At 42.8% G+C, this 25,894-nt stretch carries 22 protein-coding genes; 13 read left to right on the top strand and 9 right to left on the bottom strand.

Annotation, left to right across the window (positions count from 1 at the left end):
* Window positions 1–162: 162 nt before the first annotated feature.
* The 3 genes from MMU05_RS00405 to MMU05_RS00395 all read right to left on the bottom strand — a co-directional run bounded on the left by MMU05_RS00405 (window position 163) and on the right by MMU05_RS00395 (window position 3,998).
* Window positions 163–1,392 carry a radical SAM protein gene (locus tag MMU05_RS00405; RefSeq protein WP_241139708.1) on the bottom strand — a complete coding sequence of 410 codons (1,230 nt, stop codon included), beginning with the start codon at window positions 1,390–1,392 and terminating at the stop codon, window positions 163–165.
* A 7-nt stretch (window positions 1,393–1,399) separates the two neighbouring features.
* Window positions 1,400–3,040 carry a hypothetical protein gene (locus MMU05_RS00400; protein ID WP_241139707.1) on the bottom strand — a complete coding sequence of 547 codons (1,641 nt, stop codon included), beginning with the start codon at window positions 3,038–3,040 and terminating at the stop codon, window positions 1,400–1,402.
* A 259-nt stretch (window positions 3,041–3,299) separates the two neighbouring features.
* Window positions 3,300–3,998 carry a 6-phosphogluconolactonase gene (locus MMU05_RS00395; protein WP_241139706.1) on the bottom strand — a complete coding sequence of 233 codons (699 nt, stop codon included), beginning with the start codon at window positions 3,996–3,998 and terminating at the stop codon, window positions 3,300–3,302.
* Between the two features lie 396 nt (window positions 3,999–4,394).
* On the opposite strand from MMU05_RS00395, the gene MMU05_RS00390 reads away from it, so the two are divergent.
* The 4 genes from MMU05_RS00390 (at window position 4,395) to MMU05_RS00375 (ending at window position 10,608) form a co-directional block, all read left to right on the top strand.
* Window positions 4,395–6,365, top strand: a complete 1,971-nt coding sequence (locus MMU05_RS00390) for a glycoside hydrolase family 127 protein (protein WP_336246813.1) — start codon at window positions 4,395–4,397, stop codon at window positions 6,363–6,365.
* 203 nt (window positions 6,366–6,568) lie between these two features.
* Entirely contained in the window at window positions 6,569–7,936 is a 1,368-nt protein-coding gene (locus tag MMU05_RS00385) for an FAD-binding protein (protein ID WP_241139705.1), read from the top strand.
* A gap of 283 nt (window positions 7,937–8,219) precedes the next feature.
* Entirely contained in the window at window positions 8,220–10,058 is a 1,839-nt protein-coding gene (locus MMU05_RS00380) for a M64 family metallopeptidase (protein ID WP_241139704.1), read from the top strand.
* A 46-nt stretch (window positions 10,059–10,104) separates the two neighbouring features.
* On the top strand, window positions 10,105–10,608 hold the full coding sequence (locus tag MMU05_RS00375; RefSeq protein ID WP_241139703.1) for a hypothetical protein: 504 nt from the start codon (window positions 10,105–10,107) through the stop codon (window positions 10,606–10,608).
* Window positions 10,609–10,695: 87 nt separating this feature from the next.
* On the opposite strand, the gene MMU05_RS00370 is transcribed toward MMU05_RS00375, so the two are convergent.
* From MMU05_RS00370 to MMU05_RS00350, 5 genes are all read right to left on the bottom strand, one after another.
* Window positions 10,696–11,193, bottom strand: a complete 498-nt coding sequence (locus tag MMU05_RS00370; RefSeq protein ID WP_241139702.1) for an energy transducer TonB — start codon at window positions 11,191–11,193, stop codon at window positions 10,696–10,698.
* Between the two features lie 68 nt (window positions 11,194–11,261).
* Window positions 11,262–11,756 (bottom strand): energy transducer TonB, encoded by a 495-nt coding sequence (locus tag MMU05_RS00365; RefSeq protein ID WP_241139701.1) that lies wholly within the window; start codon window positions 11,754–11,756, stop codon window positions 11,262–11,264.
* Window positions 11,757–11,818: 62 nt separating this feature from the next.
* On the bottom strand, window positions 11,819–13,093 hold the full coding sequence (locus tag MMU05_RS23125; protein WP_241139700.1) for a TonB family protein: 1,275 nt from the start codon (window positions 13,091–13,093) through the stop codon (window positions 11,819–11,821).
* Window positions 13,090–13,464: a BlaI/MecI/CopY family transcriptional regulator gene (locus MMU05_RS00355; protein ID WP_241139699.1), complete on the bottom strand. Its 375-nt coding sequence runs from the start codon at window positions 13,462–13,464 to the stop codon at window positions 13,090–13,092. The genes MMU05_RS23125 and MMU05_RS00355 overlap by 4 nt, the downstream gene beginning before the upstream one ends.
* 115 nt (window positions 13,465–13,579) lie before the next feature.
* On the bottom strand, window positions 13,580–14,086 hold the full coding sequence (locus MMU05_RS00350) for a hypothetical protein (RefSeq protein WP_241139698.1): 507 nt from the start codon (window positions 14,084–14,086) through the stop codon (window positions 13,580–13,582).
* 340 nt (window positions 14,087–14,426) lie between these two features.
* Between MMU05_RS00350 and MMU05_RS00345 the strand changes: the two genes are divergently transcribed.
* From MMU05_RS00345 to rhuM, 3 genes are all read left to right on the top strand, one after another.
* Window positions 14,427–14,921 carry a DoxX family membrane protein gene (locus MMU05_RS00345; protein WP_241139697.1) on the top strand — a complete coding sequence of 165 codons (495 nt, stop codon included), beginning with the start codon at window positions 14,427–14,429 and terminating at the stop codon, window positions 14,919–14,921.
* Window positions 14,922–14,926: 5 nt separating this feature from the next.
* Complete coding sequence (locus tag MMU05_RS00340) at window positions 14,927–16,555, top strand: Gfo/Idh/MocA family protein (protein ID WP_241139696.1); 1,629 nt, start codon at window positions 14,927–14,929, stop codon at window positions 16,553–16,555.
* A 357-nt stretch (window positions 16,556–16,912) separates the two neighbouring features.
* A complete protein-coding gene (gene rhuM / locus MMU05_RS00335) occupies window positions 16,913–17,464 on the top strand; it encodes a RhuM family protein (protein ID WP_241139695.1) in 552 nt (183 codons plus the stop codon).
* Between the two features lie 83 nt (window positions 17,465–17,547).
* On the opposite strand, the gene MMU05_RS00330 is transcribed toward rhuM, so the two are convergent.
* On the bottom strand, window positions 17,548–18,813 hold the full coding sequence (locus tag MMU05_RS00330) for a M24 family metallopeptidase (RefSeq protein ID WP_241139694.1): 1,266 nt from the start codon (window positions 18,811–18,813) through the stop codon (window positions 17,548–17,550).
* Window positions 18,814–18,981: 168 nt separating this feature from the next.
* Between MMU05_RS00330 and MMU05_RS00325 the strand changes: the two genes are divergently transcribed.
* The 6 genes from MMU05_RS00325 (at window position 18,982) to MMU05_RS00300 (ending at window position 25,787) form a co-directional block, all read left to right on the top strand.
* Window positions 18,982–20,457, top strand: coding sequence for an acyl-CoA synthetase (locus MMU05_RS00325; RefSeq protein WP_241139693.1), 1,476 nt, complete (start codon window positions 18,982–18,984; stop codon window positions 20,455–20,457).
* Window positions 20,458–20,466: 9 nt separating this feature from the next.
* Entirely contained in the window at window positions 20,467–20,829 is a 363-nt protein-coding gene (gene madL / locus MMU05_RS00320) for a malonate transporter subunit MadL (RefSeq protein ID WP_241139692.1), read from the top strand.
* Between the two features lies 1 nt (window position 20,830).
* On the top strand, window positions 20,831–21,589 hold the full coding sequence (madM, locus tag MMU05_RS00315; RefSeq protein ID WP_241139691.1) for a malonate transporter subunit MadM: 759 nt from the start codon (window positions 20,831–20,833) through the stop codon (window positions 21,587–21,589).
* A 15-nt stretch (window positions 21,590–21,604) separates the two neighbouring features.
* Entirely contained in the window at window positions 21,605–22,024 is a 420-nt protein-coding gene (locus MMU05_RS00310) for a GNAT family N-acetyltransferase (protein ID WP_241139690.1), read from the top strand.
* A gap of 277 nt (window positions 22,025–22,301) precedes the next feature.
* Window positions 22,302–23,783 carry an MFS transporter gene (locus MMU05_RS00305; RefSeq protein ID WP_241139689.1) on the top strand — a complete coding sequence of 494 codons (1,482 nt, stop codon included), beginning with the start codon at window positions 22,302–22,304 and terminating at the stop codon, window positions 23,781–23,783.
* A 51-nt stretch (window positions 23,784–23,834) separates the two neighbouring features.
* The gene (locus tag MMU05_RS00300; RefSeq protein WP_241139688.1) at window positions 23,835–25,787 is read left to right on the top strand and encodes an amylosucrase; all 1,953 of its coding nucleotides are present in this window, start codon (window positions 23,835–23,837) and stop codon (window positions 25,785–25,787) included.
* The last annotated feature ends 107 nt before the right edge of the window (window positions 25,788–25,894 follow it).

Genomic DNA, 25,894 nt, shown 5'->3' with positions numbered 1-25,894 from the left:
CTGATTTTCAAGCAATCAAGTCCCTGAAAATCATAATGTAGCTCAAACCCAAATTGCAATTTATTCCCCTGATACACAAGCATCTTTTACAGAGGCGGAAAAAAATCCGATTGGCTGATAATATTCCACCTGAATTAATTTAAACTCGTTTGGATTACAAACCTAAAATGAAGTACAGGCTGTGATTTCCTTTCTTCCAATTTTTGGCATTTCCAACCAATCGGTGATTTTGAAATCATTAGAATGGCAAAAAGGACAAGAATGGACCATTCCCAAAGCATCTACATAAAAGCTAAATTTCCCTCCTGACATACAACCAACTCGTCTTTGATGGTATCCATGATACATGACAGGAGGAAATTGGTTGTTTTTCGGATCGTGATTGAATTCCACAAACAACTCTTCCATAACAGTGATTTGGTCCGGTTGAAGCAGCACTTCTTTGTCGCGGTAATGGCCCTCTGCCCTTGGTTCGAGCCACTGAATAAAGTGAGCCCCCAAACTTTCACACAAAGACGTGTGTTTCGTCAAGAATTCCCTATTTGCATTTTCACGGGTGACACATACAGAGATGGCCAAAGAAAGTCCTGCATTCACTGTTGCTTCTGCTGCTCTGACAGCGTGTCCAAAAGCATCTTTATGTCCCCTGAATTTGTTGTTTATTTCGGCATAATGGTGGTCCAGACTCACGACCACACCTGTTGCCCCGGCATCTTTCAGGCGTTTTGCTTTAGCTTCAGTCAGGTTAAATCCTGAAGTCAAAATCCACCATTCGGTACTTTTTTCTCCTGACCTGATCAGTTCCACCATATCCTCAAACCGCACCATAGGCTCTCCACCACTAAGGGAAATATGGCCTAGCCCATCCTGTTGGAGTTTTTTTGTAATTTCCTGAAGTTGGGCAAGGGTAAAAGCTTCTCGAAGGTTGAGGTTGTCCCATTCGAAGCAATGTTCACAACGCATGGGACATTTGGTCGTAATCGCAAAATTTACCTGTTGATAGGCATTGACAGGAGTGGAATGGGGAACGTAGCGGTTTAACTCTGTCAAGATAAACCTGTCAAAATTTTTGGATGGAAAAGGCGGTACATATAGCCCAAACCAATACTGCTTGTTTTTGACACTGAACTTTCTCCTGCCATTTTTTGCAAATGCTTTCTCTTTGAATTCCTGTAATCCACGCAGCGCGGTTCTTGTTTTCTTAATTGATTTGTAGGCACGGAAGGCGAGGAGGGCCATATGGAGATTGACCCAAATACCTACCCATATCGTAAGGAAGTATCCCGGCACATTCCGCTTTTGCAAGGGAGTGGCTTCGGAAGGGTTAACTTCTACCATGTCCGGAAAGATTAGCCTTTTGACACCCGGAGTTTTGATTACAGTTTCTTCCATTTCCGGATTATTTAGCATTCAAATAAGCTGACTGGGTGACTTCTTGGTATTTGTTTCTGCTAAAATCTGGGAAGGCTCCCGGTTCCAGAAATTTGGTCAAAAACTTTCGGTCTGCAGGTCCTTCATATTCCCGGATCGGTTCATAATATCCTTTGGTATAAAGGAAAGCTGAATATGCCTTTTCCTTAGAATATTCTCTGACGTCATAGGTAAGGTAAGCCCTGTTTCCGATTTGGTGTTGCTCTAGGTAAATCCCGTCTTTTTCGAGTATGGGAGTTAAAATGTCTCGGTCTTTTTCATCTATTGCCTGTGAGGGCTTGAGGATCTGGATGGAGTTATCCGCAACTGCACCCACCTCTGTTAAGGAAACTCTGTCTATTTCCCAAAACATAAAACCTGTAGTGAGAGAGATTTCGATAGGGGCATTTCCCAAGTCAAAATCCTCTAGAGAAATGGCAACTTCCCTGTTCATAAGAGGACCTATCGTTTTTACTTTTTCGACCAATTTCCACCCGTCTTTGGTTTTGACAGCAATAGTCAACGGCATATTCTGTTTTTCCTGCCAAGCAATTAATTCTTGGGCAGGTCGCTTTTTTTGCTCTTCTGTCCAGCTTACATACTTACTGCCAAATCGGCTTGTGAAATCCGCCATCAAAAAGTCCAGCCACATCGAATTTCTCATATCGACCTGCAGACTCAGCTTCTTCCCTTCCCCCGGATTGTCAAATTTGAGTACAAGTTCATTGACTGAAGATGGGTGTGAAAGATCATTGAAAGAACAGGGGATATTGTCTGTAACTCTGACTTGGTCAAGCATGTCAGTTCTGTCATTGAGAACTGCAGAGGTGGGAGCAATATTTTGTTTGACGAGGTGTAATTGACCATTTGGACTGACTGTAATTTGGTCACCGGGCTGATGCTCTACCAAAATCAGGTCAGCCATGTCTGTATATTGTCTTTCTTTCAGTTCATTGCTGATCTGGACTTTTACCTCATTGCCAATCGCCGCAGCAGGTAAAGGGACGAAATCCTCCCGTGCCAAAGAAGGATAAATAGCACCCCCAAAGGTTTCTCCCTGTAGTGCGTAATTTTGTCCATCATATACGCTTACAAAAGGACAAGAACTTTTCGTCAAAACATAAATCGCCGAAATTAAAGCGAGTGTCCCTATGGTGATTCCAATTACTGCCAAAACCGTATTGCCATCACTTCTTCCCTTGTCTCTTTCGATCAACTCAATTTTACTGATGTCAGAGAGAGGAATAACTACATTGGTTCCCACTTCGCCGATTTCGTCCATATCTGTATAGATATGGACTTCATGGAGCACAGCAGGTGCACTGGATTTATACCTGAATTTTCCATCAATATCATTGATGTATGTTTGGTGTTGTGGAGGAACTACATCTAAGGTTGCCTCCAATTCTTGTCTTTCCTTGTTGATCTGCATATTTCGCATCAAAAAAATACCTTGGCTGCTGTGCACGATAAAAGTCTTTTGGTTGAGTGAATCTATTTGACTTGCTTTGGTTTCCGGGGTGGCAGATGCCGATTTGGGGATAGGTTTATAGTAATTGCAGCCAACAGACATCAGAAATCCAAAAATTAAAATGAGGCCTGGGATCCGGTTCAATAGTTTCTCTTTCATAACTATTTATTTTGGGTTAGAATATATTTGGTAAGTCAGAAAAAAAATGGACAAACACGATACTATATTCTAAATCTAACCAAAGTATAGAGGACATTAAAGAGTTTTTTTTGGCAAAAAATGCAAATTCAAATAGGAATTGCTGCCAATTATTCTTTCAACTAAATATTATCAAAATCTATTTGGATACAAAAAAATACTCCCGATTATTCTTTTCAAAAGAAGGAAAAGGAATCCGATGAGGATTCCTGACTTTAACTTACAAGCTATTTTTATCTATCAAACACTCCACATTGGGATGCATCCAAAGGAAAGATGCGGGACATTGTGTTGATATTTTTCTTTCCAAAATCTGTTTGATGGCTTCCTGTTTGCCTTTGCCTGTGATGAGAAATATTATTTTTCTTGTCTCAAGAATATCCTTCATGCCCACACACAATCCATAAGCTGGTTCGGGACCTTGGGATAAGGCCGGGTCATGCTGTATCGTGGATGGAGCCAAAGTGGCTTTGTGAAAATCAGGCTGCAAAAAATCTGCAGGTTCATTGAAAGCAATGTGGGCGTTTTTCCCAAATCCCAAAATACAAATGTCAAAGGGCCCTTGTTCGCTGATAAAGTTTTGCATTCTCGTGCACTCGGCCGCTACCGATTCGGGTGCAGTATCAAATCCAACATACCTTTCAGTCGGGATTTCCATAGGTTCCAACACATGTTTTTTGATGTAGGATTCGCAGGAATCAGGATGGGAGAGCGGAATGATTCCCCACTCGTCCATTTTGACGACGCGCATCCGGTCAAAGAGGGATTTGTTTTTTGCCATTTCGGCGTACATTCCCGTAGGAGAATTTCCCGTAGCGGCACAAAACAACATGTCTCTTTTTAGCTGAACTTCATCCATGACAAGTTTTGCAGCATATTGGCTTAAGGAATCGTAATTTTCAAGATAGGTGATTTTCATAATCCAAATCTATCAAAACCATCAATGAAATCAGAAAATCCAGTCAGGTAATTGCCCATGATGGTTTCCTCTATTTTGATTTAATGAATGTACACAATTATGCCAGTAGATTGGATATCCATTTAAATTTTTGTCTGCAGACTGAAATATCCAGTACATCGGTCTTCCGACTTCCGTCTTCCGTCCCCATGAAGAAGAATATAGGGTTACTGGCAAAGAAGCGTATATCCATTTTTGATTTTCCCATTCAAGTATAAATTCTGGCAAAATTGCTTCAATTGGATATATTTGTATAGATGGTCAAAATCCATTGTCTGATTTGGATTCCTGTTTTTGATCCTCACAGAAATCCGTTCAAGGCCTTGCTTTCTGCTTCAAATCCAACCCCAAAAACCCATGAAAATCAAACTGTTCCTGCTTTCTCTCCTGATGCTTTCTGTTTCGGAAAAAGCCATAAGCCAAACCGGATTGGTCAGGTTGACACCTGTCAGTTACTCGGAAGTGACGATCACAGATGCTTTTTGGAAACCAAAACTGGAGAAAGTAGCTTCCACCGCCTTGCAGGTTTGTATTCAGCAAACTGAAATCGAGACTGGCCGCATTCGGAATTTTGAGAAAGCTGCGAGAAAAACAGGGGAGACCCATGAAGGGATTTATTATGATGACAGTGATGTCTACAAGGCCTTGGAGGCCATTGCCTATTCCCTCAAAAACCAATCTGATCCTGCACTCGAAGCCAAGGCGGACGAATGGATCGATAAGATCGCCGCAGCGCAAGAGGCCGATGGTTATATCAATACTTTTTACACCTTGACAGGCTTGGAAAACAGGTGGAAGGACATGGACAAACACGAAGCGTATTGCGCAGGCCATCTGATCGAGGCGGGTGTGGCTTATTACCAAACTACCGGAAAGAGAAAACTTTTGGATGTCGGTATCAAGATGGCTGACCATATTGATCAGACTTTCAGACAAGCCAACAGGCCTTGGGTAGTTGGCCATCAAGAGATCGAACTGGCTTTGGTCAAATTGTACAAGTTGACCGAAGAGGAAAGGTACCTCGAACTTTCGGATTGGTTTTTGGACCAAAGGGGCCGTGGCCATGGAGTAGGAGGGATCTGGGAAAACAAGCATTGGGGTCCCAAATATGCCCAAGATGACGTGCCTGTCAAGGAACAAAAAGAAATTACAGGACATGCCGTCAGGGCCATGTATCTCTACACCGGTGCTGCAGATGTCGCTGCAGCAAAAAATGACGATGGGTATATGAATGCCATGAAAACCGTGTGGGAAGATGTGGTCTACCGCAACATGTACATCACAGGGGGCATTGGTTCCTCGGGCAGCAATGAGGGTTTTTCTGTCGATTATGACCTACCTAACGAAAGGGCTTACAGTGAAACCTGCGCCTCAGTAGGAATGGTTTTCTGGAATCAGCGCATGAATTCTCTGGAAGGAGATTCCAAATATATCGATGTCCTGGAGAGGAGCCTATACAATGCAGCCTTGGACGGCTTGAGCCTTCAGGGCGACAGGTTTTTTTATGGAAACCCCCTTGCTTCCAATGGGCAACATTCCCGCAGGGCATGGTTCGGAACTGCCTGCTGTCCTTCCAATATTTCCCGCTTGGTGGCTTCGGTGGGGGATTATATCTATGCTACTTCGGAAGACGGTATCTGGGTCAACTTATTTATAGGAAGTCAGACCAATATCCAAATGGGAAAGGTAAATGTCTCGGTCGAAATCAAAACCAATTTCCCGATGGATGGGGTGGTGAACATCGCCATGAATCCTGAGAAAAAAACAACCTATAGCCTCAATTTAAGGTTGCCCGGATGGGCTAAGGAACAGCCGGTACCCGGGGATTTGTATCGATTCGAAGGTACAGCCAAAGAAAAATTCACCGTGACACTCAACGGCAAGCCTGTGGAATACACCCAGGAAAATGGATACATCACGATCTCAAGAAAATGGAGCAAAGGTGACATTGTCCAATATTCATTGCCGATGGAAATCAGGAAAATAAAATCAAGAAATGAGGTAGAAGCCAATCGGGACAGGATTGCTTTGCAAAGAGGACCTTTGGTTTATTGTGTGGAGGGTGCGGATAATGCCGGAAGGGCTTGGAACATTGTGGTTCCGGCGAATACCGAATTTCAGGAAGTGGAATATCAGGTTTTGAATGAAAGGGTGATGGCCATTCAGGCAAATGTGCCGGTGGTGACCGTTTCGGAGGATGGGTCCACTGTAAAAACTGAAACCAAGAGCATCACCGCCATTCCCTATTACACTTGGGCTAACCGTGGAGCAAGTGAAATGCAGGTTTGGCTACCGACCAAAGTGAAAGAACTGAAGGTGAATTATTGAAAAACATTTATTGGTTAGCCAATTTCCTGCCAATAGACAGATTTTTAGTAATGGACGGGACGGAAGACGGAAGACGGAAGTGTCCTGCTTTTTACTACTATTCATGGATTTAATTTTAATCAGCGATTAATGGCATAATTGAGTAGTTGCCTATTATATTCAATAATTTATGGAATCAGTTTTCTACCTCTCCTAAACCCAAAATGAAAAAAAGAACCTTCCTCAAAAACTCTTCTCTCCTCGTAGGAGGGGTTTTGATCCAACCGATACTATCCTGTTCCCCTCAAAAACCTGATGAAACGATGACCTCCGAAACCTTGAAAAACTGGGCTGAAAATTTTGAGTTCGGCACGACCAATGTTCATTATCCCAATACAGTGGAAGAAGTTCAGGCCTTGGTTAAAAAATGTGAGAAACTGAGGGTATTGGGTTCGAGACATTCCTTCAACAGGATTGCTGATAGCAACGATAACCTCATTTCTTTCCAAAACCTGAACAAAATCATTTCCTTGGACAGGGAACAAAATCAGGTTACGGTTGAAGGTGGCATCAAGTATGGGGAACTATGCGCCTACCTCCATCAAAACGGATATGCCCTCCACAACCTCGCTTCTTTGCCACATATCTCCGTTGCCGGAACAATAGCCACAGCAACCCATGGCTCGGGAGTCGAAAACGGCAACCTTTCCACGGGAGTTGCTGCCATCGAGTTTGTCAACGCCAAAGGTGAGTTGGTACAGCTTTCAAAGGAAACAGATCCGGATTTTTTTGGTGCTGTAGTTGGATTGGGAGGATTTGGGCCTGTGACCAAAGTGACTTTGGATCTGGTTCCCACTTTTGAGGTCGCTCAGGTCGTGTATATGGATATGCCGATGGCCACACTGAAAGACAATTTCCAAGCAATCATGGCATCGGGGTATAGTGTGAGTTTGTTTCTTGATTGGAAGAGTGACAATGTCAACGAAGTCTGGGTAAAGAGAAAAGTAGTGCTGGGCGGAGCGTTGGATTTTCCTGAAGAGTTCTTTGGGGCAAAACAGGCTAAAGTGCACATGCATCCGGTACAGGAGATGTCAGCCGAAAGTTGCTCTGAGCAGCTTGCGATTCCGGGTCCTTGGTATGAGCGCTTGCCACATTTCAAGATGGAGTTTCAGCCAAGTGCAGGCAAAGAACTCCAATCAGAATATTTTGTCCCAATGGCAAATGGATACGAAGCACTCATGGCAGTGAAGGAAATGGCAGATCAAATCTCTTCTCACCTTTTCATTTCCGAAATCAGAAGTATCAAAGCGGATGAATTGTGGATGAGCACCTGCTACCAAAGGGATTCCATTGCAGTCCATACCACTTGGAAACAGGAAATTCCAGAAGTCATGGCACTTTTACCTCAGATGGAAGCCAAGTTGGAACCGTTTAATCCAAGACCGCATTGGGCGAAGTTATTTACCATTTCTTCCGAAAAACTCCAAGAGCGGTACCCAAAAATGGGAGAATTCAAATCCCTTCTCGCCAAACACGACCCCGAAGGAAAATTCCGGAATGAATTTATTGATCAAAATATTTTTGGGAAATAGGCGAAGAAAAATAAATATTACGTGCTGTAATAGATTATTTTCGGTAAATTAAACCACCAATTATGATATTATCTCTTTGAAAATGGATTACTTTCTTTTCCTCAATCTGGATCACAGTTAAAATTTATCAAAAATCAAACTGTAGTTGGATTTGGCTCGCTTTTATTCGGGTTTATTTCTTTTCCAAGTTTTTTGAATAGATACTGTGTTGCTGTTTTAGGCTAATCACCTTGATCAGGTAGGGGGCGCAATTGTTTTACAGGATTTTTAAAAAAAGCACGCCATGGAAAAATTTTACATCAAGGATTTCAAAGCTTTTATAGCCCTTCTCTTATTTTTAATTTATAGTCAGTCTCAGGCGCAGTTGATGCCAATGGAGATTATTCATTACAGTGGTTCCCCAAATGAAGTAACCAACATCGTGATAGTGGGAGATGGGTATACAGCATCACAACAGGACAAATTTCTCAGTGATGCCAAAAATGCGACTGCCGGGATGCTTGCCCAACCTCCGTGGAGAAATTATCGAAATGGAATTAATGTATATGCTATCAAAGTAAATTCAAACGTGTCCGGTGCAGCACAGAATCCTAATAACTTGATTGATAACTATTTTGGCAGCTCTTACTGGTCTTTTAATATTGAGCGCTTGTTGGTAGCATGGCGTTCCCAAAAGCTATCATCTGTTTTATTTACCAATACTCCGTTCTTTGATATAGGAGTCCTTGTGGTCAACGATCCCAAATATGGAGGTTCAGGTGGAGCCTTTGCCATTTTCTCAACCCATTCATCTGCAACGGAGATCATGATTCATGAATTGGGTCATTCCTTTGGAGATCTGGCGGATGAATACTGGGCTGGCCCCCAATATGCACGGGAAAGGCATAATATGACCCAAAATACCAATCCACAAACAATTAGATGGAAAGACTTTTTGAATAGAAACGGTATTGGGATCTACCCTCATGCTGAATCGCCCACTTGGCAAAGACCTCATCAAAATTGTAAAATGAGGTTTCTTGGCAGAAGTTTTTGTGATGTTTGTTCCCATCAATTGGAAGGCAGATTGAAGTTTCTATCCACCCCCGATTCACCTTCAAGACCCACCGCTTTATTTGGGGCAAATAAGTTGGAAATCAAGCCGGCAGAGAAGGTTAAATTTATTGACTTGTCAACCAGCAATCCCACATCCTGGGAGTGGACTTTTGAAGGGGGAATACCTGAAGTAAGCAATGAAAAAAATCCTGAGGTTTCTTACCGAACTCAAGGAAAGTATAAGGTTACTTTAAAAGCACGTAATAATTTGGGCGAAAATGTTTTTTCCCGAGAAGAGTTTATCAAAGTTACGGCACCTTTTCCAGACCGTACCCCACCTGTTTTGGTAACAAAAAATATAACAATAGATCTTGATGAAAAGGGAGAGGCCACTGTTTGTGCAGAAGATGTTGACGAGGGTACCTATGATGATGTGGAGCTCGTAAAAATCAGCATTTCAAGGGAAAATTTCACATGTGCGGACATTGGGAAAAATAAGGTAATTTTTAAAGCGAAAGATGCAAGTGGTAATGAATCTCAAAGGGAAGTGATCGTTACGGTAGATGATAAAATCAAACCTACTATCAAAGCAAAGGATTTTGAAATCTTTGTCAATTATGAAGGAACTGCCGTTCTGATTCCTAAAGAGGTAGATAATGGTTCATTTGATAATTGTGAAATTAAAGAAATGACCCTGTCAAAAACCGAATTTACTAGAAATGACGCCGGTGAAAATAAAGTGGTATTTACCATTTATGATTCCTGTGATAATTCAGCCTCTGTCGAAATTACGGTTACTGTAAATATCATTCTCACAGAAGAAGAGGCCCTTTCAAACGGGCTTAAATTATATCCCAATCCTGCTGATGATATAGTCTATATCGAATACCTAAAATTGATTGATCATCAATTAGAATCAATTGAAATCTTGGATATCAACGGCAGAATTTTGAGAAGTATAAGTTCATTTGAAAAAAATGTAAATGTCATACCAATAGACGTCAAGGGATTCCATTTAGGACAATATTACATCATATTGAAATCTCAAAAAACCTTTAAAACCTTAAGGTTTAGCATTGTCAGGTAATGGAGCAGCTAAATTCAGGAAAATCTGAACATTTGATTTAAAATGTATGAAAAATAAGAAACTATTTGCTTTTGTAGTTTTCGGATTAATTTTCTTGGCAGGATGCAAAACGGCAAAAGAACAAGTGAATGATGAAGATGAATCAGAAATATTGACCGTGCAGAATACACCTGAAATCCTTATGGTGAATTTTTCAATGGATTCAAGAGATTCGGTAAAAATCGTCAATTTCTTAAGAAACCCAGGAAAACTGAGAGGGGCAATGGAAGAAATTGGTGAACCCAGAGAGGGAGATTTGATTATTTCGTTTTTGAGTGAGACCAACATGGTATGCTCCAAAACCATAGTAGAAAACCCTTTGAATAAAAGGGTGGAATACTCAGAAACCGATGACTTATCGACCCTAAAGGCCAAAACAATTTCCCTTGACAGTGCTGAGTTTTTTATCAGGGTTCAAATAGACGCCTGTTTTAAGCGCATTATGGTTGAAAAATATGAGAACGAAGTAGTCAAGCGTTTAGGTGTTTATGAAATTTCAGCATACTTTTAAAAATGTAAAGGTGATGAATCAAAATTGGCTTTCTCCATTGCTGAAAAAAAGAGGGATTCCCATCTGAGAATCCCTCTTTTTGATTGTTCAAGATTTATCCTTTTTGCCAAGAGCATATTGAACAGGTAGCCTCATTCGGGATCTGACTAATTTTCCGTCTTTTTTTCCGGGAGTCCAGTTTGGAGAAGCTTTGACTACTCTCAGGGCCTCTTCGTCACAGCCTCCCCCTATTCCTCTCAGAATCTCCGCATCACTCACCGAACCATCTTTATTGATTATAAAAGTGATGTACACCGTCCCTTCAATCCCTTTGTCTTTGGCCAAGGTTGGATACTTGAGATTGTCTTTCATGAAGTTGCCCCAAGCTTCAATCCCGCCCGGGAATTCGGGAACTTCATCCACCACATCAAAGACTTCATCGGATGAACTTTGTGGGGAATTCTCTCCCATCGGAATGTCCATGGTTTTTGAAAAAGCGGAATCTTTGGAGCTTTTGCAGGAGATGACAAATACCATCATGGACAATAGAATGATGACCAACAGAAAATTGTTTGTACTATTTGATTTTGATGCGCTGATGTTCATTTAGGGAAGGTGTTTGATTGCTGAAATTGATTTTACAAAAGGTGATTTATTGAAATGGTTTATGGACTTTAAGCAATTACTTCTTTGTCCCCAAGTTTGAACTTGATCGGAACCCTCATCCTGACATTGACGATATGTCCGTGCTGTTTGCCGGGAGTCCAGTTTGGCGATCTTTGGATGATGCGTAGTGCTTCCTCGTCACAACCGGCTCCGATACCTCTGAGCAACTCGGCATTTTTGATAGAACCATCTTTCCTGATTTCAAAGACGACATACACCGTGCCTTCGATTCCCATTTCTCTGGCTTGTTCAGGATATTTGAGGTTTTTTCCCAAGAATTCTACCCAAGCTTCCATGCCACCTGGAAATTCCGGGGAGTCTTCCACTACATCAAAAATTTCATTGGTTTCTATGGTCTTGCTTGTCACCTCGCCATTTTCCAGTACTACTTTCTCGTCATATCCCTGAAAGTCACAGGATAAAAATACGATCATCAGTCCCATAAGAGGGAGGGCAGTGAGAGGCCTGCTTTTGTAATTTGGGGTTGAATTGTTTGCTTTCATCTTGTGGTTAGTTTATATGGTTGATTTATTTTGAAAATCTGGTTTGTTTTCTTGATTAGGATTTAACCCAATTTGAACCTGATCGGTAACCTCATCCTGACATTGACAAGCCTTCCTTTTTGTTTTCCGGGAATCCATTTTGGAGAAGCTGCTATCACTCGCATCGCTTCCTCATCGCAGCCAGCCCCGATTCCTCTTAACAATTCAATATTGTGCACACTGCCATCGGTTCGGATTTCAAACACGGCGTAGACAGTTCCCTCAATTCCCATACTTCGGGCCTGCTTTGGATATTTGAGGTTCTTTCTCAAGAAATCATTCCATGCTTCCATTCCTCCGGGAAACTCCGGTGACTCTTCCACGACATCGAAAACTTCATCTGCACTTAAAATTTCGACTATTGGATCATCATTTTTTGGTGGGGCAAACTCCATTGTCATGGGGATATCCATGTTTTCGGAAAAGGAATTCTCGGAGGTCTTGTCACAGGCAAAAACAAAAACCATCAATCCCAAAAGCGGCAGTGCAAGCAAAAACCTTCCTTTATGTACCAACCCGGATTTGTTGGCATTCATCATCAGGATTCTTTTTTTGAGCTGAAACTGGTTGAAGTTGTTCACAAACTGCTGTTCTTTTTTGGTAACAGTTAGGTTAAAAAGCAACTGCGCATATTCCTTTTTGGGATGGACATTGGTCACTTTGGTGTCCGCCTGGAATTCATGGACTTCATGGATACTGGATTCAAAGGCTTTGATAAGCGGGTGAAACCAGAAAATCGCTTTGCTTACTTGCACAAAAATCAGATCCAAGGTATGGAGCTTGGAGGCATGTTCCGATTCGTGAAGAATGATCAGTTCTTGTGCTTTATTTCCTGCCTGATATGCCGGCAAAAGGATGTAGCTGAAGAATGAGGAAGGTGGAAATTTTGGGTTTACGACGATAGTCAATCCGTTGTGGCTGAATTTTTCTGAGGACCTGATCAAACTGAAAGTTTTGATAATCCCTGTTGCCAACCGTGCGGCAGTCCAAAGGAATCCGGTGCCATAAAGAAGGATTGCCGTATATATCAGAAGGGATTTTGCCGAAATCCCTTCCTCAGGAGTCAGGGCAAATTCTGGTAAATAAAAGGTAAATGCTTCCGGATTTAATCCTGAAACTGAACTTTGATTGAGTTCAAAAGAAAGTAGAGGAAGTACCAATGCCGATCCCAAGGAACCCAAAAGATATGCCCTGTTCCATCCAAAAAACGTAAGTTTGGAAAGAAACGCAATGTAGAAGGCGTATAGCAAAAGCAGGATAATGCTGCCTTCCAAAAGGTAATTGAATATTGTGGTCATGGCTGAGAGGAGTTACCCATGTTGTCAATCAATTTTTGAAGTTCTTCCATATCTTTTTCAGATAACCCTTTTTCTTTTACCATAAAGGACAAAACATTCTCTACTGAGCCATCAAAATAGTCTTCCACCAATTCATTGAAGGTGTTTTTGCGGTAATCAGATTGGGAAATAGTAGGAAAATACTCAAGTATTTTTCCGTAGGATTTGTGGTCGAGAAATCCTTTTTTTTCCAGCAGCTTGATGTTGGAGGCGAGTGTCGTGTAGGGGGGCTTTGGTTCGGGCAGTTCGTTCAGAACATCCCTTACCAGAGCACGCTTCAGCTTCCAAAATATCCGCATCAGAGTTTCTTCGTATTTTGTCAATGTTTCCATAAAATAAATATAAAAGAAAGATTTTAGACTTCCTACGAAAAATTCGTAATTCTACGAAAAAATTATAATTGGCTAAATCACAGACATTATAAAAAAGTATCCAATAAAGATTTCCTCAATTTTCTTTCTTCATCAGTTCCTTACCCAATCCTGATTCTGCCGACCAAGTTTGTATATGGGTGGGCTTTTCCTGATATCTGAGTATGTATGAATCTCTGTAATAAATCAGGTCAACCAATTCTATGTTGTTTTCAAAAAGCTTTGGCATGGTTTCCCCTTCCATGACAGATACAGCCTCCAATAGAATAGGTTTGTCTGTTCCTCCATAGAACACCTCTGCCTGTGACTTGTCATTGGAAAGAACCACATAAGCCACTTTGGTAGAATCCATGGCACCGGTAGCCGCATCATACGTGACAAAAGGAGTTCCTAATTCAAATATCCTGATGCATTCCTGTCTGGCTTGCGACCATGAATATCCGGCCGAACCAATACATCCATTTGGATCCTTGTCACTGCCCACCAAAGTTTCTTTGCTGGTTTGGTTTTCTTCCTTTGAGTTTTTCGAGCAAGAAAAAAGTGAAAAAAGCAGGATGGAATAATATAATAAGGAAGTCCTCATGTTTTTTGGATTTTGGAGGGTTTGAAATTACCCCGTCCATTATTCCAAAGATCGGAGAAAAAAGGAAATTGAACAATTGGTTATTCTATCTGCCGGGAGAATTACTATTCCTCATTTTCAAAGTCTTTTTCGATAGATGGCTTTTATCGGACATTTATTTTTTAGGCTTCCATACCAAATTTTGATTACTATGTAATAGGTGTGTAGGATTTAAAAAACTACGGGATACTGTTGAATCCCCTGCTAGACAGTGGGATATACATCATGTTTCGGATTGATTTATGTCATGTTTTTTTGGTGTTTGATGTGGTAATATCGTGCATCAATAAACAAAAAACCTATGGATCAAACTTCCAGATTTACCTCATTGCAAACAGGCAGCCTGGTGCTGCTTCGATTGCTGATCGGTTGGCACTTTTTGTACGAAGGTGTCATTAAATTATACAGTCCCTCCTGGACAGCAAAAGGATACTTGCTCAGTGCGAGTTTTATGGAGTCTTTTTTCAGGTGGATGGCAAGTGATGCCATCATTCCTGTTATCGATACGCTCAATATCGGCGCTCTACTCCTCGTAGGATTTAGCCTGATAATCGGTTTCAAGACCAATTGGGCCAGTATCATCGGAATTGGGTTGTTGTTGCTGTACTATTTGGCACATCCACCATTTCCCGGATATCCTCAGGGACCAAGCGAGGGAAGCTATTGGCTGGTCAACAAAAACCTCATTGAAGCCGCGGCGCTCTTTGTGATCTATTTATTCCCTACCCAATATGCCTTCGGTTTGGCTAAGCTTTTTGCCAAGCAGAAGACAGTATCCACTAACCCAATAAACTGAAGCACATGGCAACTGACAAGAATTTATTCAAAGGCTTTTCCCGAAGGGAATGGCTCAAAATACTCGGAGGTATTCCGATTTTTGGTGCAGTATGGACAGCAGGTTTCAGGTCTAATGAAAAGGCATTGAGCGAGCGCAATCTCTTGCTCGAAACCCTTAACATCAAAGCTTCAGCACCACCTGCCTCAGGCCCTATGACCGGGGAACCGCTACGTGTTGGCCTGATTGGGTTTGGGATAAGAGGCGAGCAACTGATGCGGTCTTTGGGTTTTGCCACCACAGAATGGATCGATGACATGGTCAAATCGGCTGCAGAAAATCCTGATGACAAAAGATTGGCTGAATTTCAGGCACAAGAAAGCCTCAACGTCAAACTGACTGCAATCTGCGATATTTTTGACGTGAGGGCAGAAAAAGCGTTGAAATCATTCGATACCAAAGAGAACCCTTGCAAGCGCTACAAGACACATTTGGAATTATTCAACAGCGGTGAGGTGGATGCAGTCATCATTGCGACACCGGACCATTGGCATGCACCTATGGCCATTGCTGCCATTGAAGCAGGCCTGCATGTATACGTTGAAAAACCCATGACCCATACCATTCAGGAGACTTACGACCTGAGGGAGGCATGCCGTAAAAATCCGGATATCAAATTTGCTGTCGGACACCAGCACCGTCAAACCCAGAGTTTTTTGACAGCACAGGATGCCATAGCAAAAAATACCTTAGGGCATGTGTCTTTGGTCGTGACGGCTACCAACAGAAATGACGACAACGGTGCCTGGCAATATGACATCCATCCGGATGCTTCTACCGAGACTATTGATTGGAACGCCTTCTTAGGCACCGCTCCCCAAATCCCATTCAATGCCGAACATTTTTTCCGATGGAGAAAATGGTGGGCTTATGGTTCAGGTTTGTCAGGGGATTTATTGACACATGACTATGATAGGATCAATTGTGTTTTGAAAATGGGAATTCCCAAATACATCACAGGTTCCGGAGGAGTTTACACCCACAGGGACGGAAGAAATGTTCCTGATGTGATGCAGATCAATATGGATTTTCCGGAATTCAGTACCGGTACGAGTCAGACGCCCGGCAAAGAAAAAGGGATGACCTTGGTCTACAGTGCTACTTTGGGTAATCAGTTTGATAGGGGCACGGTATTGATGGGACACGATGCTTCCATGGAGTTGGGTAATATGGTCACGATCTATGCCGATCCAAGGTCCACCAAGTACAAAGACCTGATCAAGGAAAACAGGGTTGATCCATCCGTACCGATATACCAATATGACCCAAGTGCCAATGGCGTAGATGCGGTCACTTCCGCCACAGCCAAATACTTTGCCAACAAGGGTTTGCTTTGGACTTATAGGGATGGCAAAAGAGTGGACTCAACTTTCCTTCACCTCAGAGAGTGGATGAGCTGTATCCGTAACGGCGGCAATCCAAGCTGTGGGATCACTGAGGGATTTGAAGAAGCCATCACAGCGCATATGGGTGGCCTTTCTTACAAAATCGGCAGACGAATAGAATGGGATGCCGAGAATGAACAAATCATCGCTCTTCCCGGAGAAAATCTTGATGAGATCCTTCTCAACAATGACGATGTTTTTATTTCTTGAAAAACGGGATTTTAAAAATTTCCTTTAGAAAAAAGGGGTTGTCCGTAAATGGCAACCCTTTTTTTATGAGCTACCCTTTGATCCAAATAGTATAAAAATTTTAGTTTAAGAAAAATTAGTTTTACTTTAAGCTGGTCTATTCAAATTTTGAATTTTTTTGAATCTTCATTGGATATACTGGAAGTTATAAAGTTTGGTTTTAATGAAGCTTGGGATAAAGTAGGAAATGAGAGTATTCATTGGGATGAAATAGAAGAATTCCCAATAAAATTAGATATCTGAAATTTATAGGATTCGATATGTTTAAAAGGAAGATTCTAGAGGTTTTGAAAAGTTGATAATGATGAAATTAAAATAATGAAAGCTAGAGACTTACTTCTATACCATACAGAAGATCAGAAAGTTAACGTATCTGTTTATTTTCAAAACGGGAGTTTTTGGTTGACGCAAAAGGCCATGGCAGAGTTGTTTGGCGTAAATGTACCTGCCGTGAGCAAGCACCTTAAAAATATATTTGATACAAAAGAATTAGATGTTGATTCAGTTGTTTCCATTTTGGAAATAACTGCCTCAGATAGTAAAACATATTCCACCAAATTTTATCGGCTTGAGGCAATCTTGGCAGTAGGATATCGTGTGAATTCAGTCCAAGCTACCGATTTTCGGAAATGGGCCAACAAACTCTTCCTTCATTTAAGGGTATGGATGAATTGTATCCGGAATGGAGGCAATCCAAGCTGTGGGATCATTGAGGGATTTGAAGAAGCCATCACAGCGCATATGGGCGGCCTATCTTACAAAATCGGCAGACGAATTGAATGGGATGCCGAGAATGAACAAATCATCGCCCTTCCCGGAGAAAACCTCGATGAGATCCTTCTCAACAATGACGATGTTTTCATTTCTTGAAAAACGGGAAAATTTGGATTAAACAAAAAAAGGGTTTCCGTTAGCGGAAACCCTTTTTTTTCTTAAATATTTTAAAATTCAACCTAAGCAAAAGGCTTATCAATCGCCGGACTCGGAGCGCTGAAGAACTTGGGGCCTGAGGCAGACATGTAAAAACAATCTTCCACCCTGACGCCAAACTCACCCACGATATAGATCCCGGGCTCATTACTGAAACACATTCCTTCCTGAAGTGGGGTATTGTTGCCACGCACCAGATTGGTCCATTCGTGGACATCAAGGCCGATCCCGTGCCCAAGCCGGTGGCTGAAATATTTGTAATCAGGTCCAAATCCACCTTTGCTGACAATTCCCCTTGCCACAGCATCCATTTGCTCACAGGTAGTCCCCTGTTGTGCTGCAAGTTCTATCGCTTTTTGCTGAGCCTCTCTTGCGATGTTCCATACCTCCGTGTGTCGGGCTGTTGGTTTGCCAAAAACAATGGTTCGGCTGATGTCTGAGGTATATCCTTCTATTTTGCAGCCGCCGTCGGCCAAGATAAGATCGCCTTCTTTGAGTTTCTGCGGGGTGCTGCTTCCATGTGGGAATGCAGACCATTCCCCAAAATTAGCACCTATGGAGCCTTTTGCTCCCAAAGCCAGATGTGCCTCAGTGGCAACCCTGCTGAAATCCGCTTGGGTCATGCCTTCATAAAGCGAATCAAAAAGTACTTTGTAGGCAGCAATCGTGATGTCATTGGCTTTTTGCATCAGCGCAATTTCAGCTGGGGATTTATACATCCTGCATCCCGCGGTGATAGGATCTGCAAGGACAAAATTCAGCCTTCCACTTTCTTTTTTGATACCGTCATAAAGGAAAAATCTGGAGCGCTCTTCAATTCCGACGGTCTGATTGGGAGTGCCTTTGTCCTTCAAGATTTCCGCAACCACCTGATAGGGGCTTTCATGCTCTTCCCAAGTGCGTATGTCTGAACCGAATTTTACCAATTCTGTTACTTTGTCTTCTTCAAACTTTGGGCAGACATAAGCAATTTCTCCTTTGGCAGGAATCACGGCTGCCACCATCCTCTCGGAGAGAAAAAAGTCGAAATCCAGAAAATACGCCATGCTCGTCCCCGGTTCGAGAAACAGCGCATCTACTTTGTTTGCTATCATCAGGCTTTGTGCTTTGGCTATCCTGCCCAACCTTTCTTCACGACTGATGGGAACAATGTCCGCGGTCATGGGCTTTAACCCTTTCAAAGCCTTTGGAAGGTCTTTTTCCTGACTGTTTGCAAAACTTAAAGAAGGGATAGCCAGGCCGGGGGCCAATGAGGCGAGTTTGAGGAAATTACGTCTGTTGAATGTCATATGGATGAGGCTAATAAATTCTTACTAAAATAGGCTTTGATTGTTGAATATTGCAATCAAGTTGGATCAAATAAATGATCGCCTTTTGGAACTCGGACCATTTTTTAGCTTCGACACCAACAATCGATTGAATTTCGGTTTAATTTAAGCCTTCCAAAAAAACCTATTATGCTTCGACTTATTGAAAATGCCAAAAGGTTTGCAACCAAGTGCGCCATTGTGGACCAATCTGATTCATATTCTTTTCAGGACCTTTTGGACAGGAGTGAAGTGATTGCCTTGCATCTCCTTCAGGGAAAAGAGGACCTTGGCCAAATGCGGATTGCCTTTATGATAGCGCCGGGGTTTGATTATGTGGCGGTGCAATGGGGCATTTGGCGGGCAGGAGGCATAGCGGTACCGCTTTGTGTCACTTATCCTTTGCCTTCCCTCCAATATGTGGTGGAAGACACGGTTTCGGAAATGATCATTTGCGGACCGGAATATGAAGATATCCTGTCTCCTTTTTCTATGATGCCCAACATCCGATTTATCAGGATGTCAGGTTTATCTAAAAATGAATCCGGGAATTTACCTGAAATAGAAAACCAAAGAGGCGCGATGATTCTTTATACCAGCGGGACGACAAGTCTTCCAAAGGGAGTCCTGACCACCCATGCGAATATCGAAGCGCAGGTCAGTACCTTGGTAGATGCCTGGCATTGGAGTTCTTCGGATTACACCCTTTCGATCCTGCCCCTGCACCATGTTCACGGTATTATCAACGTCAATTCCTGTGCGCTATGGTCTGGGGCAACGGTGCAATTTTTACCAAATTTTGATGCCAAAAAGGTTTTTGAAATTTTCATGGAAGGCAAGGTCATTGTTTTTATGGCGGTTCCCACCATCTATTTCAAGTTGATCGCTTACTATGAAAACCTCTCTCAGACTGAGCAAATGAAGGTTACGGAAAAGTTGAAGGAATTCAGGCTGATGGTGTCGGGTTCGGCGGCGTTGCCGGTATCAGTGATGGAGAAGTGGCACGGGATCTCGGGACATTACCTGCTCGAAAGGTACGGCATGACCGAAATCGGCATGGCCATCAGCAATCCCTACGAGGATACACGGCGTGCGGGTTATATCGGAATGCCACTCAAGGGAGTGGAGATCAGATTATGTGATGAGGCCGACAGGGTAATTCCATTAGACCAACCCGGTGAAATCCAGGTCAGGGGCGGCAATGTATTCAAAGAATATTGGGGAAAACCAGAAGCAACAACAAAAGCATTCACATCAGACGGTTGGTTCAAAACAGGAGATATCGCCGTCGTGGATGATGGGTATTTCAAGATCCTCGGAAGGGATTCGGTGGACATCATCAAATCCGGAGGATACAAAATCTCCGCTTTGGAAATCGAGGAAGTCCTTCGGAAATATCCGGGTGTCAAGGATTGTGGGGTCATAGGAATTCTGGATGAGGAATGGGGGGAATTGGTAGCCGCGGCTTTGGTAACAGAAAAGAATATAGATGTCAATGTCCTGAATGCTTGGATAAGAGAAAGGATGCCTGCCTACAAAACTCCAAGAAAGTACCTTTTGGTGGAAGATTTACCACGCAATGCTATGGGGAAAGTCACCAAAAATGAATTGAAAAAGCTGTTTTAATCTGAAATCATGAAAATAATTTACGGAGTCGCCCTTTTGGCACTTTCCTACCTGATCGGGCAGTGGTTGGGTGAGTTTTTTGGAAACCTGCTCGGAATTAATGCCAATGTCGGGGGAGTAGGATTTGCCATGATCATCTTAATGATCCTGAAGGAATGGTTTATCAAAAACAATTGGATGAGTCCGGATATAGATTCCGGCATAGACTTTTGGAACAAAATGTATATCCCTGTGGTCATCGTAATGGCGGCAAGCCTCAATGTTAAATCCGCAGTTTCGACAGGTACTTTGGCCATTGTTGCCGGAGCGGTTCCTGTGGTGGTTTCTTTTTTTGTTTTTCCCATGATTCTCAAAAACTTTCACAAAAACTGAGATGGACATATTCCTGAATTTAGTGGAAAAAAACGGCCTGATTTTTGGCTTTTTGGTGATTGGGATCATTGTGGCCTTTTCTGAGCTTTTTTCCAAAAAAGTATTGAACTCCAAAATTCCGGGATCGGCAATTGCCATTTTCTTAGGCTTGGTTCTCGGGTATGTGGGAGGAGTATTTACGGGGGGAGAAAAAGGGTTGTCAGACATTGCCATTTTCAAGGGAGTCGGGATCTTGGGCGGCGCCATGTTCCGTGACTTTGCGATCGTCGCCACTGCGATCGGAGCTAGTTTTTATTTGGTGCGCAAAGCGGGTTTGTTGGGCATGATTTCGTTGTTTTTTGGTATTGGGCTTTTCTTCTTCATGGGGGTTTTGCTCGCCTATGCATGGGGATACCGGGATGCTGCGAGTCTGTGTACAATTGGGGCGGGAGCTTGTACTTATATCGTGGGCCCGGTGACGGGTGCCGCTGTGGGTGCGAGTTCGGAGGTGATTGCGCTGAGCATTGCTGCAGGCGTGGTCAAGACCATCGCGGTAACCATCATTACGCCAATTGCTGCCAATAAAATAGGCCTGAACAGCCCGGAATCAGCTATGGCATTTGGAGGATTGATGGGAACATCAAGTGGAGTGGCGGCCGGATTAGCGGCAACAGATCCCAAATTGGTGCCCTACGGCGCGGTGACTGCGACTTTCTATACGGGATTGGGTTGCCTGATTTGTCCTTCGCTGTTTTATATTTTGTTGGAAATGATTTTTTGAAAAGAGAATTAAAAGATGATAATCAAAGAAGTTTCTATAGACCAAATCCTCCCCATCCGCCAACAGGTCATGTGGCCTGATAAGCCCATTGATTTTGTACGGGTTCCGGAAGATGAAAACGGGATCCACTTTGGGTTGTTTGTGGAGGAGAATCTGATTTCGGTAGTTTCGGTTTTTATCCACGGGCAGGAAGCCCAATTCAGGAAGTTTGCCACGGTGAAGCAGTTTCAGGGAAAAGGATATGGATCAAAACTCCTTCAGTACATTTTTGATTTTTTGGAAGAAAAAAACATCAGCCGAATCTGGTGCAATGCAAGGATTTCAAAAGCAGGTTTTTATCAAAAATTCGGAATGACCACCACCGATGCCACTTTTGAAAAAGAAGGGATGGAATATGTGGTGATGGAAATGATTTCCGAAAGGCAAGATTTTTGATTTTATCCAAAAAAATTTTCACTGATTTTTGATTTTTTTTACCAAAAAACAGTGGATGTCCATTCATTTTCCGCAACCGTTATAGATCGGTTAAAAAGCGGGATTTGGGTTTGGTACTTCCTCAAAAAACGCTGTCTAAGTGCTGTTTAGCCATTTCATTGCTTTTCATAGGATGAATTTTTAGAAGATTATTTTTCTATTTTAGAATTCCCAAAATGGGGTTTCCCCATTTAAGGATAAAAACTCAAAGTTACCTGACCCAATTAACCTCCCTTGTATGAGTAAACCACGGCTTTCCTTTCAACAGATCATCAATATGAATGTCGGCTTTTTTGGCATTCAATATAGCTTTGGATTGCAGCAGAGTGCAGTCAACCCGATCTATGACATGCTTGGCGCACAACCGCATGAAATTCCCATCCTGAACCTTGCAGGACCGATGACAGGATTGCTCATACAGCCGATCATCGGAGCCTTGAGTGACAGGACATGGAGTCCAAGATTTGGCCGAAGGAAGCCTTTCTTCTTCATAGGCGCAGTTTTTTGCAGCATCTGTCTCTTTCTTTATCCGTTCAGCAGTTCGCTTTGGATGGCAGCAGGCTTGCTTTGGGTCTTGGATGCAGCCAACAATACCGCGATGGAACCTTACCGTGCCTTGATTGCTGACAAACTTCCCGAAGAACAGTATGCCACAGGTTTTCTTTCCCAAAGTTTCTTCACCGGATTGGGGATAACCCTCGCCAATATTTCGCTATTTATCTTTCAGATGTACATTCCGGGAACTGCCGGTTCTCTCCCGGTTTGGGTGTATGCCTCCTTCTTTTTAGGTTCAATCTGTTCGATTACCTCTGTGGGATGGAGTATTTACAAAACCCCCGAGATTCCACCAACAGAGCAGGAATTGCTGGTTTTGAACGAGAAAAACAAAGGACTTCCTCATCCTGCCATCCAGTTTTTCCTCTCCTTGATTACCTCCTTATTGGTGTATATTCTCTTTGCCCTGCTTTTGATTCCTTCGATTTTTGACAGGACTTTGATTCCTCGGTTGATTACTTCGATGGAGAAAAACAAATATTCCCGCATCCTTTTTGGCGAAAACCTGGAAATCATCCACTCCGTCGTCGACATGCCTTCGGTGATGTGGAAACTGGCATTGGTGTACCTTTTCCAATGGTATGCGCTCTTTGTCTATTGGCAGAATGCCGCCAAAAGTATCGCCCAATCAGTATGGAAAACTTCTCCCGCTGAGGATATGAAACTTTTTGAAGAAGCAGTAGGATGGACCGGTCTGGTCAATGGCTGGTATAATGTCGTCACTTTTATGTCTGCTTTCGCCTTGGTTGGCGTAGCCAAAAAATTTGGTCCCCGCAAAGTCCATTTCATCTGTCTGATTCTGGCGGGACTTGGCTTGCTGGCTTTTCCCCATATAGAAAACAAATATGCTTTGCTCGTTCCCATGACCGGATTTGGGATAGCTTGGGCGAGCATGATGGGAATTCCTTACCTGCTTGTGGTCAATGAAATCCCCAAAGAAAGATACGGAGTCTACATGGGCATCATCAACATGATGATTGTAATTCCGATGATCCTGCAGACCTTGAGTTTTGGTTTTATATCCAAATATATCCTCAGCAACAATCCTGGGTTTGCCATCACTTTTGCCGGGGCATTGTTGCTGTTGGCAGCTTTGGCCACCTTGCGGATCAAAGAAACCCATGATATCGATACCGCATCAGCCCCGATGGGAGGCGGACATTGATACAGATACCGTTTTCAATTACTTAATCAAAAAGAAAAAATACCCTTTTCCATGGCCACAGACCATTCCTTGACAGACTTCATCCGTAATATTCTTTCCGCCAACGAGCTTAAATTATCCCTCAAAGACAAAGCTTTTATTGCGCGGCTGAATGCCGGAATGGCTTCCATCACCCACTTATACTATCAGATTTACAGTACCCATCCCAAAAAGGATGAACTCTTTGAGCAATTGATTGCGACGCTAGTGCGTGCCTATCAATCCCGGGAAAAAGACCTTCGCAAAAGGGATGAAGAAAAAGCCAAGAAAGGACATTGGTTTTTGAGCAATGAACTTGTCGGTATGAGTCTCTATGTGGACCGTTTTGCGGGGAATTTGCCGCAGCTTAAAACCAAACTTCCTTACTTGGAAGAATTAGGCGTTAACTTCCTCCACCTGATGCCGCTATTTGAAAGCCCTGAAGGCGAAAGTGATGGTGGATATGCTGTTTCGGATTTCCGAAAGGTGGATAAGAAGTTTGGTACATTGGAAGATTTGATTGGGTTAAGAAAAGAAATGCAGCAAAAGGGGATGTACATGATGCTGGACATTGTCCTCAACCATACTTCCCACAGGCATGAATGGGCCGAAAAAGCCAAATCCGGAGATCCTTATTTTCAGGATTTCTTTTACATGTTTGACAACAGGTGGATTCCTAATCAATATGAGGAGAAGATGCCTGAGATTTTCCCCGAAGCCGCTCCCGGTAATTTTACCTATGTCGAGGAATGTCAAAAATGGGTCATGACGGTCTTCCACAATTACCAATGGGATCTCAATTACATGAATCCTCTGGTCTTTAGGGAAATGTTGGACAACGTCCTGTTTTATGCCAATCTCGGCGTGGATGTGCTACGGGTGGATGCACCGGCATTTATCTGGAAAGAAACAGGAACCACTTCTCAAAATCTCCCTCAGGTACATACACTCCTACAGTTGATCAAGGAATGCGTCCTCGTGGCCGCTCCCGGAATGGCGATATTGGGAGAAGCCATTGTCGCACCAAAGGAAATCATCAAATACTTTGGGACAGGGGATTACACTGCAAAGGAATGTGATTTTGCCTACAACGCCACCCATATGGCGTTGCAATGGGACATGCTTGCCACCGGCGAAACCGATGTGATGCTTGCCGCCCAACATGCGATTTTGGAAAAACCCTTTGGAACCTCCTGGATTTCTTACACCCGATGCCACGATGATATTGGGATGGGTTATGAAGATTATATGATTGAAATGACCGGAAAATCACCCTTCAGGCACCGCAGGTATTTGATGGATTATTATTCCGGAAACCTTTCCGGCACCCCGGCTAGAGGAGCACTATTTTCTTCCAATCCCAAAACCGGCGATGCCAGGATTAGCGGCACCTTGGCTTCTTTGTGTGGGCTTGAAAAATCACTGTATGAAAATGATTCCTACGGGCAAGACATTTCCATCCAAAAAATCATCCTGATGCAGGCGCATTCCCTATTTCTTGGCGGCATGCCGATGCTGTACTACGGAGATGAAATAGGGTATACCAATGATTACAGTTTCAGTGATGATCCCGGAAAAAGCTACGACAACAGGTGGCTGCATCGGCCATTGATCGATTGGGAAAAAGCAAACAAAAGAAAAGAAGAAGGAACTGTCGAAAACAGGATTTTCTCGCAAATGCAGGCCCTGATCAAAATCCGAAAGAACCTGCCTTTGATCGGAGATTACAAAAACCTCACTTGGATATCGCCGCACAACATCCACATCGCGGCTTTTTTAAGGTCTTTTGAAGGAAAGTCATTTTATGGGGTTTTCAATTTCAGCGACAAATACCAAAACCTGACTTGGTATGCATTTAGGGAAAAGGGAGAGTCACCCGAATCACTCTTCGATCATTGGTCTCAAAAAGAAATTCAGGTAGGTCCTGACCATGAATACCTTTGGCTCGAACCGTATCAGTTTTGTTTGTTGGAGCCAAGACAGTAGGCGTAGGATTTTGTGATTTAGGTTTTTGCAATTGTATTTGTTTAAAAGTAGTGAAACAGTGTAAGGGAGTCTGAAAAATTCCACTGATCAAAAATCAATACTTTCGG

It is taken from the genome of Cognataquiflexum rubidum (assembly GCF_022538115.1).
Lineage (GTDB): Bacteria > Bacteroidota > Bacteroidia > Cytophagales > Cyclobacteriaceae > Cognataquiflexum > Cognataquiflexum rubidum.
The sequence above is the reverse complement of the archived record's forward strand: the minus strand, read 5'-3'. Positions and strand labels throughout refer to the sequence as shown.